Source organism: Hungatella sp. L36 (genome assembly GCF_014288035.1).
The window spans coordinates 55,125-69,439 of sequence record NZ_JACOPC010000022.1; the positions used below are offsets into that span (position 1 = coordinate 55,125).

General features: G+C 50.0%; 11 protein-coding genes. 3 read left to right on the forward strand and 8 right to left on the reverse strand.

Annotation, left to right across the window (positions count from 1 at the left end; genetic code table 11):
- Positions 1-15: 15 nt before the first annotated feature.
- Positions 16-588: a helix-turn-helix domain-containing protein gene (locus H8S80_RS30760; protein ID WP_118033277.1), complete on the reverse strand. Its 573-nt coding sequence runs from the start codon at positions 586-588 to the stop codon at positions 16-18.
- Between the two features lie 191 nt (positions 589-779).
- Between H8S80_RS30760 and H8S80_RS30765 the strand changes: the two genes are divergently transcribed.
- The 3 genes from H8S80_RS30765 (at position 780) to H8S80_RS30775 (ending at position 5,248) form a co-directional block, all read left to right on the forward strand.
- Positions 780-1,850, forward strand: coding sequence for a mandelate racemase/muconate lactonizing enzyme family protein (locus tag H8S80_RS30765; RefSeq protein WP_118033278.1), 1,071 nt, complete (start codon positions 780-782; stop codon positions 1,848-1,850).
- 78 nt (positions 1,851-1,928) lie between these two features.
- Positions 1,929-3,095 (forward strand): DUF819 family protein, encoded by a 1,167-nt coding sequence (locus tag H8S80_RS30770; protein WP_118033279.1) that lies wholly within the window; start codon positions 1,929-1,931, stop codon positions 3,093-3,095.
- A gap of 68 nt (positions 3,096-3,163) precedes the next feature.
- On the forward strand, positions 3,164-5,248 hold the full coding sequence (locus H8S80_RS30775; RefSeq protein WP_118033280.1) for a CocE/NonD family hydrolase: 2,085 nt from the start codon (positions 3,164-3,166) through the stop codon (positions 5,246-5,248).
- A 114-nt stretch (positions 5,249-5,362) separates the two neighbouring features.
- Here the strand turns inward: H8S80_RS30775 and H8S80_RS30780 are convergent, their stop codons facing one another.
- The 7 genes from H8S80_RS30780 to H8S80_RS30810 form a co-directional block, all read right to left on the reverse strand.
- Complete coding sequence (locus H8S80_RS30780; protein ID WP_118033281.1) at positions 5,363-5,584, reverse strand: hypothetical protein; 222 nt, start codon at positions 5,582-5,584, stop codon at positions 5,363-5,365.
- A gap of 34 nt (positions 5,585-5,618) precedes the next feature.
- Complete coding sequence (locus H8S80_RS34985) at positions 5,619-7,169, reverse strand: oligopeptide/dipeptide ABC transporter ATP-binding protein (RefSeq protein WP_118033282.1); 1,551 nt, start codon at positions 7,167-7,169, stop codon at positions 5,619-5,621.
- Positions 7,153-8,151, reverse strand: coding sequence for an ABC transporter ATP-binding protein (locus H8S80_RS30790; protein WP_118033283.1), 999 nt, complete (start codon positions 8,149-8,151; stop codon positions 7,153-7,155). The genes H8S80_RS34985 and H8S80_RS30790 overlap by 17 nt, the downstream gene beginning before the upstream one ends.
- Positions 8,152-8,163: 12 nt before the next feature.
- Positions 8,164-9,993 (reverse strand): ABC transporter permease subunit, encoded by a 1,830-nt coding sequence (locus tag H8S80_RS30795; protein ID WP_243010380.1) that lies wholly within the window; start codon positions 9,991-9,993, stop codon positions 8,164-8,166.
- A 12-nt stretch (positions 9,994-10,005) separates the two neighbouring features.
- The gene (locus H8S80_RS30800; protein ID WP_118033284.1) at positions 10,006-11,022 is read right to left on the reverse strand and encodes an ABC transporter permease; all 1,017 of its coding nucleotides are present in this window, start codon (positions 11,020-11,022) and stop codon (positions 10,006-10,008) included.
- Between the two features lie 94 nt (positions 11,023-11,116).
- Complete coding sequence (locus H8S80_RS30805; RefSeq protein WP_118033285.1) at positions 11,117-13,114, reverse strand: ABC transporter substrate-binding protein; 1,998 nt, start codon at positions 13,112-13,114, stop codon at positions 11,117-11,119.
- Between the two features lie 62 nt (positions 13,115-13,176).
- Positions 13,177-14,292: an aminopeptidase gene (locus H8S80_RS30810; protein ID WP_118033286.1), complete on the reverse strand. Its 1,116-nt coding sequence runs from the start codon at positions 14,290-14,292 to the stop codon at positions 13,177-13,179.
- Positions 14,293-14,315: the final 23 nt, after the last annotated feature.

Genomic DNA, 14,315 nt, shown 5'->3' on the forward strand with positions numbered 1-14,315 from the left:
GGTCCTTCCATCTTTTTATCCAGGAAAATGCAGCGTCCCCCAAATCGGCGGTGTGATGACGGAGATCACCTCTGTGTAATCATCATCATCATTGATGCAGGTGTGGGGAAAATCTTCTTTGATAATCGTCGTATCTCCCTCCCGCAGCACGATCATCTCCTCACCGACCACCACCTTAAGCGTTCCTTTGACGACCAGAAGCGTCTCCTCGGAATGGTGGACGATGGGTATTTCCGAATCTCTGGAATGTGGTTCGAGTGTGGCTTTTATCATCAGCGCTTTGGGTGAAAAATTCTGTGAGGAAAATGGCGTCAGGAACTCGTATTCCACACTGTTTTTCCTGACATGGGCAGTCATGCGTTCTTCCCTGCGTATGGTAAGGCTGGAATCATTCTTATGATCGTCCAGCAGCACATACACGGGAACATCAAATTCGCCTGCGATTTTTCGCAGAGATGACAGCGACGGTTCTGTCTCCCCCCGTTCCACCTGGGAAATATATCCGATGGAGAGGCCTGTCCGCTCCGCCAGCTCCTTCATGGTAAGCTTCTGTTTTTTTCTATATTCTCTGATATTTGTACCTAACATTTAAAGCTCCTTTTTTCTGATTCTTCTATCATAGCGTGTCTCAGATACTTTCGCAAGATTTTTACTGATTATTTCCTGTTTTTCACGACGAAATGTTCAGAAATGGTTGACCGTTATTTTAAGCTATAGTAAAATTATTTTATATTATAACGTGAAAATTATGATATAGCCATAATATAAGGAGGATAATCATGAAGATTACTGGTATGAAAATTGAAAAAGTACAGATTCCGCTGAAGGAACCGTTCAAGGTGGCCTTTGCTACCGTCAGCAGCCTGGAGAGTGTACTGATCGGAGTAACTACAGAGGACGGACTCACAGGCTACGGGGAGGCAGCGCCCTTTGCTCCTGTCACCGGAGAGACCATCGATGGCGTCATTGCTGTTCTGGAACTCTTTAAGCAGGGACTGATGGGTATGAACCCCATGGATATCGAAGCCATACATGCCATGATGGACAACGTGATCGTAGGAAACGGAGCGGCAAAATGTGCCGTGGACTTAGCGATGTACGATCTGATGGGAAAATCCATGGGACAGCCTGTTTACAAGCTGCTTGGAGGCTGCGGCAACGTAGTGCAGAACGATATCACCATCGGCATCACCAGCCCGGAAGCCATGGCAGCCGAAGCAAAGAGGCTTGTCTGTACGGAAGGATACCGCATTCTGAAAATCAAGGCAGGAATCGACTATAAAGAAGATATCCATGCTATGAAGCTCATCCGCGAAGCCGTCGGCCCTGCAGTCCGCCTCCGTGTTGATGCAAACCAGGGATACAGCGTATCAAGCGCCGTCTGCGCACTGGAAGGTTTTAAGGAGTATGGAATCGAAGCCGTCGAACAATGTCTGCCGCACTGGGATATGGAAGGTTCCGCTTATATCCGCAAAAAAACAGGCGGAATCCAGATCATGCTGGACGAATCCATCCATGGACCGGTGGATGCGGCCAGAGCCTGCCGGCTGGAGGCAGCCGATATTCTCAACATTAAGCTGATGAAATGCGGCGGCCTGTATCCTGCTGCCAAGATCAATGCTATCGCCGAAGCCAACGGAGTCACCTGCATGGTAGGCTGTATGCTGGAAACCAAGCTGGCCATTACCGCCGGTCTGAGTCTGGTCGCCGCTAAGAAAAATGTGACTGAAGCCGACTGTGACAGCTTCCTGTACTATAAAGAGAATCCGGTCGAGGGCGGGTTTATCCAGGATAAGGATACGTTCACACTGTTGGATGAGCCGGGATTTGGCATAACCTTTCACATGTAAACCGAGAAGATACATATTATGTAACGATTCAGCCGCATGGCAGAGTAATTACCAAATAATAACGAAAGAGGTATTAGTATGCAGTTCCCGATTTTTCAAACAACCGACGAATTATTGACAGTTATACTGGTAATGGTGGCATTTTCCCTGTGGGTACAGCGCTTTAAGGCATTTAAATACGTGGGCCCGGCGCTTACAGTTATCGTTATCGGACTTGTGCTTGTAAACCTGCACATTGTTCCGGGATATCAGGATGTATACGGTGTCATCATTACATACTGCGTCCCGATGTCCATCTCGATCTATCTGCTGAATATCAATTTAAAGGAGCTGGCCAAGCTTTCCGGAAAGGCGCTGGTGGCTCTGGTCTGTGCCGTATTCAGTGTCTGCCTTATGGCCACGGTGTTCGGTGTCATATTTGGAAACAAGATGTTTGAAGGCTGGAAGATTGCCGGAATGTTCGTAGGCACCTACACCGGCGGAAGTTCCAACTTAACAGCGATCGCAGTCGGACTTGATGCGGCCAATGAGACCATCGCTGCCGCTAATGCGGCGGATTATGTGATCGGTATGCCGACCCTGTTTTTGATGTTTGCCGCCCCGGCCCTGTTCCAGAATGTGAAATATTTAAAGAAGTTCTGGCCCTACCATCTCTCGGATGAGGACCGCATCGGCGACGGTGACGAGCCTGTGCTGATGGCTGAACAGAAATGGAGTATCCAGGATATCGCATGGCTCCTGGCCATCGCGGTTACCATAGTTACCATTGCCACGAAATTGTCGGCACTTCTGCCCTCCTCCATCGCAAGTGCAGGCAGAATCCTGCTGATCTCCACGATTTCCATCGCGGCCGCCCAGATTCCGGCCGTAGGAAGACTGAGAGGGAATTTGAATCTGGGGCTGTTTTTCGGGTTAATGTACTTATCCATCATCGGCTTCAGCGTAGATCTTGTCTCCTTCTTCGGCTCCACCATGACGATCACGCTCTTCTGCTTCTGTGTTATCGTCGGAAGCATCGCGCTTCACTTATTCCTTTCCAGACTGTTTAAGGTTCCTTACGAATACGTAATTCTGGGAATCACCGGTGCAATTGCCGACGGTACCACTGCATCTTTAGTCGCCTCCAGCGCCAAATGGAACCGGCTTGTCAGCGTCGGGCTGATCATGGGTGTAATTGGCGGCGTCTGCGGAAACTATGTGGGCATTATGGTTGCTTATCTGATCAAATTTTTCATTGGCGCATAAGCCACTGAGACATTACAGTCAAATCCCCCCAGCAAACTGCGGAGTATTTGATACACAAGGAGGAATCTATGGAACAATGGAACTTTTATCTGTCCGGCATTTTATATGGTATCTGTGAACGGACGAAGGACTGTGTCTGCCATCGGCCGCTTGATGTACATACCGGTCTTTTTAAAGAATGGGAAGAGCTTACAGAGGATGAAACCTGGTACCTCGAGCTTGGGAAAATGGATGTCCGCCATATCCTTCTTAAGCTGCCTGACTACGAGGCGGGAATAAGCGAGGTCACAAAGGAAAAGGCAGCGCGCTTCACCACTCCCTCCGGAGAGATATACGAGAGGAAAAGCGAAGACTCCTTTGTACAGCGAAACATTAAGTTTCCAGTCGATCTGATCACAGAAGAGGGAACCGTCGTTGCTTTCGTCACTCCGTTTCGTGACCAGTGCGCGGTTCTGGTAAAAGATGGGTTTGAAGACAGAACGATCCTGAACGGTTGGAAGACAATCAACGAGACCCCTCTTTTCACGGTGAAGCCCCCAGTCACAGAGATGGTGGCGATGCGTGACAACATACGTCTGGCAACGGATATTTATCTGCCGGAGGGAGCGGGAAGAGTCCCCACCGTATTAATTCGTACCCCTTATGGAAAAACCATTGGCACAGCCGCGTACTATCGTTTTGTACAGCGCGGCTACGCCGTGGTGATCCAGGATGTCCGCGGCCGGGAAGACAGCGAAGGCGAATGGCTTCCCATGTACTATGAAGTCGAGGACGGTGACGACACGCTGAACTGGATTGCCGGCCAGCCCTGGAGCGACGGCGGCGTCAGCATGACCGGAGGTTCCTACTTGGGTTATGTCCAGTGGGCAGCAGCGGCCAGCGGCAATCCGCATTTGAAAGCCATGCTCAGCAATGTCTGTGCCGGCAGTCCCTTCGTGGATGTTCCGCGAAGAGGCGGCTGCTTTAATTCCGGTATGCTCGCCTGGGCCTTCCTCGTCTCCGGACAGCATGCCAACCCCGAGCTCATGGCAAGAGACGACTGGGATGATGTTCTGAACATCCGCCCTCTGGAGGAGCTGGCGCCAAAAGCCCTCGGCTACGACATCCCATTTCTGAAGAAATGGCTCAGCCATATGGACTATGACGAATTGTGGCAGCGCGGTAACTGGAAGGAACGGACTGAAGCGAGCCGGGTTCCCGCTCTGATCATGTCCGGCTGGTTTGACGATAACGGCATGGGTACAACGGAAGCCCTGGAATTATATCGGGACTATCCGGAAAAGAAAGTCATTCTGGGTCCCTGGCTGCACAGCGGCAATGCGTCCTACGATCCGGGCGGCCTTGCGCTTGGCAGCAACGCCCTCCGTTACGACATGGATTTAATCTGCCTCGCCTGGCTGGAACACTATCTAAAAGGCGCAGATAACGGAATCGACCGGACACCGAAGGCAGAGTATTATACCTGTGGGTCCAACCAGTGGAAGACGGCCAGTAACTGGCCTGTACCAGAGACTAAAGAGCTGGTGCTCTATCTGGATGGCAGCCGCGAGGATGCGGCCGCATCAAACGGCGGTCTTCTGACTACGGACTCTCCGGTGCACGAATCTTCCGATTCTTATCTGTATAATCCGGAAGATCCGGCGATCCATCTTATTGACATGTCGGAAAATGAACTGGAGGTCCCTGCCGACTACGCGGAAGAAGAGAAACGGTCTGATGTCCTGTGCTATACCACCGAATGCCTGACCGAAGACTTAACGATTACCGGAGACGCCACCGCTGAGATTTTTCTTTCCTCCGACTGTGAGGATACCGATCTCGTCGTGCGCATCACAGATGTAGACGAAGCCGGCCGCTCCATGAAGCTGGCCGACGGAGTCTTATGCGTCCGCTACCGGAATCAGTTCGATCATCCCGATTTCATGGAGCCGGGCACGGTTTATCCGGTAAAGATCAGAACCACAAAAGTATCTCATACCTTCTTAAAAGGTCACCGCCTGAGAGTTACCATCACCTCCAGTGCGGAGAATTTCATCTTTCCAAACCGCAACACCCGGGATGGCTTCAACAGCGTGGCCATAAAGACCGCCCTCAACCGCATTCACCGGGGCGGAAGCTGCGCTTCGCGGGTGGTTCTGCGGGAGGAGATGTAAATTCTGCAAAAGAGAGACGCAGACACACTTGATACATAGAAAGGGAGCCGCTGTAATCTTAGATTTCCAATCCTCTGAGATTACAGCGGCCCCCTTTCTATAAATTTTACCTTATTAATGAAGCAGGAAAAAATATCCCGCTCCCACCATCAGAAGCAGAAGCAGAAGAACCGCCGGAAGAATCATCAGAAACGCCGCTAATATCATAGCCGGTACATCTCCCCTCTCCACCTCCGGCGGAGTTTCACCGTATCTTCTCCGGTACTCCTCCGTCTTAATTCTCTGTCTTTCATGGTACAGTTGCAGCGCCTGATCCATCTTATCCTGAACGACCATATCCCAGTCTCCTCTCAGCCTTTCACCCCAGGTATCATTCCTGTTCCCGGAGCTTTAACTTGTGGTGACAGGCCACGAAGTGATTCGGACTGACTTCCTCCCACTCCGGCACTGCCTGTCCGCAGATTTCCGTACAGTATTTGCATCTGGTGTGAAATTTACATCCCCTGGGCGGATTTACCGGACTTGGAATATCGCCCTCCAGAATCTTTAGTTCCTTCTTATTATCCCCGATATCGGTCGTCGGAATTGCCGCCATCAGCGCCTCTGTATACGGATGACCCGGGTGCTCGAAAATCTCCTGAGCATCTGCCAGCTCCACCATAGCGCCCAGATACATGACACCAATTCTGTCGCTGATATACTTTACCACAGACAGATCATGGGTAATGAACAGATACGTCAGGTTCTCCTTCTCCTTTAGATCCTGAAGCAGGTTAATTACCTGGGACTGGATCGAGACGTCAAGCGCAGAAACCGCCTCGTCACAGACTACAAATTTCGGCCTTACGGCCAAGCTTCTGGCAATTCCGATTCTCTGTCTCTGCCCTCCTGAAAACTGATGCGGGAACCTGTGCAGGAAATAGGGAGCCAGCCCGCATTCTTCCATGACACGCAGCACCTCCTCCTGCATCCGTCCGTCATTTTTGTGAAACATCCCGTGCGCCAGCATCCCCTCTCCGATGATCTGACCTACCGTCATTCTGGGATTTAAAGAGGAATACGGATCCTGGAAGATCAGCTGCAGATCCCTGCGCAGGAGGCGCATCTCATTGTAGGTAAGCCTCGCTAAATCGATACCGTTATCCCTGTACTTCTCAATGCGCTCAAATTCCGCCTGACCGGCATAGGGCTTACGCATCTCATCGATTCTGCTTTTTACCGCCTCCAGTTCCTTTTCAATGGCTGTTATCTCCGCCTCTGTTTTCTTAAGCTTTTCAGCGGCCCTCTCCACCCTCTTCTGCGCGGATTCGCTGTTTTTGCCGCTCTCTTTTCTGTTCTTTACCCGGTACTCGGAATCAGCCAGGTTCACCTTGGCCCTGCGCAGACGCTCCCCTGCCTTTTTGGCTCTTAAAGAGATCTCATATTTTTGCAGAAAGATATCCTGCACAGGCTTTAAGTTCTCCGCCTCCATCAGCCCGCCCACAACGCCGGCCATATCGAGGAACGCGTCATTTGCCTCCTTTACCGCCCTGTCCAGCTTCTCCTTCTCCGCATACCGCTGTTTCTCTAAAAGCTTCTCATAGGCGGCCTGAATACGCTTCTTCTCCGCCTCTAATTCTCCGTATTCCTTTCTGCGTTTCTCCAGATTCTGAATTGTATGTTTTACATAGGCGGGGGCAAATTCTTCCGCATTGTGGCCGTAATAGATGGTGCGCCCATCCGTCTGCTTATAAAACTGAAGCAGCGTCCGGCCCAGCGTGGACTTTCCACAGCCGGATTCTCCCACAAGTCCAAACGTTTCTCCCTCATAAATATCCAGGGAGATCCCGTCATTCGCCTTCACATACTGCCCTTTCTTCTTCAAAGGAAAGTACTGTTTTAAATTGCTGATACGGATCAGCACCTTATCTCTCTTTTCCATGTCTTTCCTCCTTCAGCGGATAGAAACAGCGGACCTGCTGCCTTTCAGACACCGTAAGCAGCTCCGGTTCCTCTGTCTGACACCGCTCTGTCGCGTACTTGCAGCGGGGCGCGAATTTACAGCCCTTCGGCAGATCCAGAGGATGGGGTACCGCGCCCGGAATTGCTTCCAGCCGCTTATTCGCAGGGGTATCCAGCCTGGGAACCGAAAACATCAGCCCTTCCGTATACGGGTGCGAATACGCACAGTCCGGGGCGAACAGTACCGTCGCCGGGGCCAGTTCCACCACCTGCCCGCAGTACATGACAGCCACATCATCCGCCATCTGATTGATTACCCCCAGATCGTGGGTAACGAACAGGATCGACGTTCCATGCTCCCTTTTCAGCTCGTTCATCAGATTTAAGATCTGGGCCTGAATGGTGACATCCAGGGCGGTCGTCGGTTCATCTGCTATTAAAAGCTTTGGCTTACAGGCCAGCGCCATGGCAATCATCACACGCTGCCGCATTCCTCCCGAGAGCTGATGCGGATACTGCTTCGCCACCACCTCCGGATTCGGAATTTTCACATCCGCCAGCATTTTCACCACTTCCCGGGCCGCCTGCGCCTTCTTCATTCCCTGATGATTCATGAACGGTTCGCTGATCTGTCTCTCAATTGTAAATACAGGGTTTAAGCTGGTCATCGGTTCCTGAAAAATAACTGAGATATCATTTCCCCGTATTTTATACATTTCCTGGCGGCTAAGCTTCGTTAGATCCCTGCCATTAAAAATAATTTTGCCGCTGTCAATATAACCATTTCCGTCAATCAACTGCAGCATGCTCATGGCCGACACACTTTTCCCAGACCCGGATTCCCCCACGACACCGAGCGTCTTTCCCGCGTCCACGGAGTACGATACCCCGTTTACCGCCTTCACAATTCCACGCTTCGTATGAAAAAAGGTATGAAGATCTTTCATTTCAAGTAATGGCATCATTCTACCTCCTTATCTCTCCTCTGATTTCGGGTCCACTGCATCTCTGAGACCGTCTCCCATCAGATTTATGGCAATGGTACAGATGCCAAAAATCAGTGCCGGGAACACCCATCTCCACCAGTACTGCTGAATCACCACGGAGTTGTTCGCTCCGGTAAGCATATTTCCCCATGTCGGAGTAGGCGGAATAATTCCGAAGCCCAGATAGGACAGGGAGGATTCTGTCAGCATACAGGTTGCAAAGTCCAGCGTTATGTTCACTAAAACGACGGAAAGGATGTTGGGCAGAATATGCTTAAATACAATGGTAAGTTCCTTCACCCCCATTGCCTTCGCCGCCATGACATACTCCTGCTCCCTCACAGCCAGGATCTGAGCCCGCACCAGCCGGGCCAGAGGCGGCCAGCTTAAGATGCCCAAAACTACCATTATCAGATACATTCTCTGCGTCAGCGAAACGCTGGAACTGACCACTGACGAAAGAATCAGTGCGAACGGCAGAAATGGAATTCCGCTGATTACCTCCGCAATACGCATCAGTACTACGTCGAGGCGGCCTCCAAAATATCCGGACAGTCCGCCGATGGTAATGCCGATCAGCAGCATGATAATAACGGAGACGGCACCGACCGTCATGGTAACTCTTCCTCCGTTTACCAGCCTTGTCAGAACATCGCGCCCCAGATTATCGGTTCCCATCAGATACCCCTTCAGCCCCCAGGTAAATATCTTCCCGTCTTCATTCACCGCGTAATTCTGATAGTAGCCGGTGTAGATATCCTTTATCTGTTCCTCTCCTTCTGCGAGATGATCCGGAACCTTTGCCTGTCCGAAATGATTGTCTCCCCAGGAAATAATTTTCCCGGTATCCAGAAGCGCCGTATAATGGTATCGCCCTCCATAGATTTCCCTGATCTCACCGTCAAATTCCGGAACCTCGTTCTCTCCATTCGTCACATTTCCCCAGACGGCCACCTCGCCGTCATCCGTAACCGCTGCAAAGGTCGTGGAGGATGCCGCGATATCGATCACGCCGCTTTCTAACCCTTCCGGTATCTGCGCATATGAGGTTGTGGCATTATAACCGGTATACTGGATACTTCCGTCGTCCATCAGACAGACATAGGCGTAATCAGACAGCGCAAACTTGACTATATGATTCTGGTAATCTTTTTTTACTTTGATATCTGCGGTATTTCCGTTTCCCCACAGGTACAGATAGCCTTCCTTTGTCAAAGCCGCGGAGTACTGTGTGCTGGCGCCAATTAAAATGATATCCTTTTTCTGCGCCTTCTGCGGAATGTCAGCCTGGGACAGTCTGGTATTTCCCCATACATACAGCCGTCCTTTATCCGACAGCGCCAGTACATGGTCATAACCGGCAGCCACATCCACAATCTTGGCTTCTCTCACCTCATCCGGAATTTCCGCCAGATCAATCTTATCCGTAATTTTCGTATATCCCCAGGTATATACCTGCCCTGCATTGTCACAGCCGATACCGTAAGTGGTGCCGACGGAAAGCTTCCTCAAATCACTCTTTAAAGCTTCCGGTACCGCTGCCAGTTTTCTCGTCGGCGGAACATTCTGCTGGGTCGCGTCGGAATAAGAGAGATCCAGCGGCAAAAAGATCGGGCCGATTATGACAAGCAGAAGGCAGGACAGAAATACGATCAGTCCCGTCATGGCAATTTTATTGGTAAAAAATCGTTTTGCCATAGAACGCAGAGGACTCTGCACCTGCTCCTCTTCCAGAAAGCTCAGCTCCCGGCCAGGACCAAAGAACATACGGCGAAACCAGGTGGAAATGCGGCTGTGTGTTTTCTTTTTCTTCTCCATTGCGTTTCCTCCTTATTTGTCTACGCGAACGCGGGGATCAATCAGACCATAGCTGATATCGGTGATCAGAATGCCTACAAGACTGATAATCGTATAGAACAGCTGTATAGCCAGAACCAGTTCATAATCACTCTGCTTCAAACCGGTTACATTGAGAGCCCCCATCCCCAAGAAGGAAAACGTGTTTTCCACTACCACGGAACCACTGAAAATGCGCAGGAACCAGCCGATGATAACCGTCACAACGGGAAGCAGCGCATTCCTCCAGGCATGGGAATAAATAACCACTTTTTCCTTCAACCCCTTGGCACGAGCAGTTCGTATGTAATCCATGCTTAAGGCGTCGATCATAGCCGCTCTGACGTAACGCGTCATGCTGCCTAAGTTGGCAAAGGTTGTAACAATTAGGGGAAGCGCCATGTAGTAAAGACGGTCCTTAACAGCCGCAAATCCGGTATATTCCGCGCCGGAGCTCTTCACACCGCCAACCGGGAAAATGTGGAATTTTACAGCCAGAAAAAAGATAAAGACCAGACCAATGATATAAATCGGAATGCTGTAACCGACAATGGTAAATACCTGAACCGCCTGATCAAAACGGCTGTTTTTCTTCACTGCGCAGAAAATTCCCAGGGGAATCGTTATGGCCAGTGCAAGGATTGTGGCAAAAATATTCAAAAACAGGGTATTCTGCAGCGGTGCCGCGATGATATTTACCACATCATCCTTATACATGGTCGAATACCCCAGATTCCCCTGGAATACGCCATCCATTTTTCCTTCCACGGAAGGATATAAACCAAGCCACCGGAAATAACGGATTACGATGGGATCATCCAGTCCCAGGCGGTCTCTGACCTGCTGATACATTTCCTCGTAATCATCCGCGCTGATTTCATCACGAATTGTCTGGAGTTCGATGGCTGCCGGGTCCCCGGGAATCAAGTTGTACAGCATGTACATAATAAATGAAATAACAAAGAATACAACGACCATATACACCAGTCGTTTTCCTACATATTTAGCCATACGATATCCTCCTTTCTCAATAAAAGTTTAAAAAACGCGGGGCAGGCGTAATCCCGCCCCGCATTTCGGGTCGTGTCCCTCTTTTACTTCCGGCTTATTTCACCGAAGCATACAGAATCGCATACTGGAAACTCCAGATATTTGTTTCCTGAAAACCGTTCAGTTTACCATTATATACCGCACAGTAAGTCCAGTTAAACAGCGGTACCTCCGGCAGAGTCTTGTTAAACTCCTTCTGATAACGGAACCAGATATCCTTGAACGTATCATCATCCCCAGCCTCAACACCGTAAATCATATCCATAGACAAGTCATCCAGCGTATGGTTAAAATACCGGTTCTTGTTATTTGCAAGCAGGTTCTCATCAAAAGTCCAGCTGTAGGTCTTGTCAAATTTGGCTGCTCCAAGACCAGATGCAAGGGAGATCACGTTATAGCTTGGCTGCGTATATTTCTCCTCGCCATTTGCCCCGCGGCGGTTTAAATAGCTGAGCAGCTCAGAATCAGCCATTACCGTACGGTTGAACTTCATACCGGCTTTCGATGTATTCTCATTTTCACATAAGTAGATTGTCAGGAGCTCATCCAGAACGGTCTCGATACCATCGCCCTCTGCATGGCCTAAGTACTCCAGTACCAGAGGCATATACCATTGTCCGTTTACTTCCGCACAGCCATTCATATATGCGGTCTCTTCTTTGCTGACCTTTTTATAGCGCAGCTCCCCGCTCCCATCCGTATAATCACTTCCGTCGGCATTGTAGATCCAGCCGTCTTCCTTCAGAATCTCAACTGCTTTTTCCGGGTTGTAGGCATAGGCTTCCAGTTCGGTGCTCAGTTCTTCTTCCATATCCTGAGCCATCCACTGTGCAAAGCTATACTGCCCGTTCGTCACATTACCGTAGCCCAGAGTCGCTTCCTGACACATCTCTTCCCGGTTCGTTAAATATGCAACGGCCTTGCGCACCGGCTCATACTGGGTCGGACCCCAGTCACACTGGTAGAACAGCTTCATATATCCGCTGTATTTATAACAGTCGGCCCCGTATTCCCCGGTATCTGCAAGATCGAGACAGGCATTGATGATGTCGCCTTCACCGATTCCGTCGATTAAGTCAACACTGCCGGTCTTCAACGCATCCAGCATGGTTGCGGAGTTGACCGCTTTAACGATGATGGTCTCAATGTCCGCCTTCTGTCCCTCAAAGTTCCCGTTATAGTGCTCATTTACCTTGAGAGTCGCCTCACCGGCGCCTGTATCCAGGCTTTCCAGATAGTATGGTCCGGAACAGATACGGCCTTCGTAGAGATAACGGCCTGCTGTGATCGCTTCTCCGCAGTTCGCTCCGTCAAACTCCACATCGCCCTTAAAGTAACAGCCATCGCCGTCATCTGCGATGTCCCAGTTTCCATCAGGCAGCCACTGCTCATACGCCATCGGGAAAATATTAAGCAGCGCCAGGCCATAATAATAAGGATTATAATCCTTTGCAACGGTAATGCTGAAGGTCCTGTCATCAACCAGATGGAGCCCCGCAAATACAGAATTCTCACCGTTTTTATACTCCTGATGTCCTACATACTCTTTGCCCGCGGTACCATATGCACTGACGGCTACGGCTGCCGGTGAAGAGAACAGCAGCGGATACGCTACGTAATTCTTAGCCGTGATCTTGGATCCGTCGCTGAAGTACAGATCATCCTTTAGCTGAATGGTGTAGGTCAGTGTTCCGTCATCATTCGTCCTGGCATCGTGGGATTCCACAACCGTCTCATCCCACAGCCACAGTGCGTCCTGATCATAGCAGGTAGGCGAATAGGCATTGATCAGGAACAGAATCGGCTTGTCACCGCCAACACTGGACCACTGGTTCAGTCCCATATCTCCCGCAATCGTGCTGGTAACACCATAGACAATCTGGCTGGCGCCGGTGTTTTCTCCCCCCGAAGACTCACTCTGCGGCTCTGCTTCTGTTTCCGTTTTTGATTCGGCTGGTGCTGTAGTGACTGCGGTAGTCTCTTTCTTCCCCCCGCATGCGGCAAGTGAAAGTACCATCACTCCCGCAAGTAATAATGAAACAACTTTTTTCATCTAAGTTCCTCCTTTTTTATTTTTAAACGGTTTTCCCGTTTAAGATTACTGGGACCTCTGTTTTATTTTAAGTTCTCAGGATTTAAGCCTGAGAGCTCCGGAAGAATAAATCTTCCGTCTTTCCTGACAAGAACATCGTCAAAGTACATCTCTCCCCCGCCATACTCAGGCGTCTGCGCATAGACCAGATCCCAGTGAATGGAGGAATGATTTCCGTTATCACAGTTTTTATAAGCATTACCCGGAGTAAAATGGATGCTTCCCGACATCTTTTCATTAAACATGGAATCCTTCATCGGCCTGGTCACATAAGGATTCACACCAATGGCAAACTCCCCGATTCCACGGCATCCCTCATCCCGATCAAGAATCTTATTGAGACGTTTTGTATCATTGGATGCAGCCTCCGTGATCCGGCCATTTTCAAAGTGGAAACAGATCTGTTCAAATGCAAATCCGTCGAAAAATCCAGTTGTATTATATGTAATCACGCCATTGATGGAGTCCTTCACCGGTGCAGTAAAGATCTCTCCATCCGGAATATTCTGCTTTCCCGCACAGGGAATGGCCGGCATGCCCTTGATAGAAAAAGTAATATCAGTTCCTTTCCCGACGAGATGCACCCGGTCCGTCTTTTCCATCAGTTCCCGTAACGGCTCAAACGCCTTTTCCATCCTGGAATAGTCCATGGTGCACACTTCAAAGAAATAGTCCTCCAGCGCTTCCATACTCATACACTCTGCCTGTGCCATTCCGTCGGTGGGGTAATGCATGACGCACCACTTCGAATCCGTGCTTCGTCTTGAATGGACCGGTCTCTGGTAAATAGCTGCGTAGTCAGCCATATTCTCTGCCGGAACATCGCTCATCTGTGAGGTATTCTCTTCGCCGCGCACCCGGATATAGACATCCATATGACTCATCATGAGACTGTCCACTTCCTCCATCACCTTCAGCTGTTCCCGGCTGCACTGCATCAGGAGTTCCCGCTGCAGTTCCATGGTTTTAAGCCATAGAAACGGACTCCCTCCCGCCGCATACACTTCGCGCACCAGCGCCTTCACCAGATCGTAGTTATGATTCCCGAAGGACTCAATCAATACCATTTCCCCCGGCTGCACATTACAGGAATAGTTCACAATATTATGTGCCATCTTATCTACTCTTGCATCTCTCATTTCTTTCTATCTTCCTTTCTCAC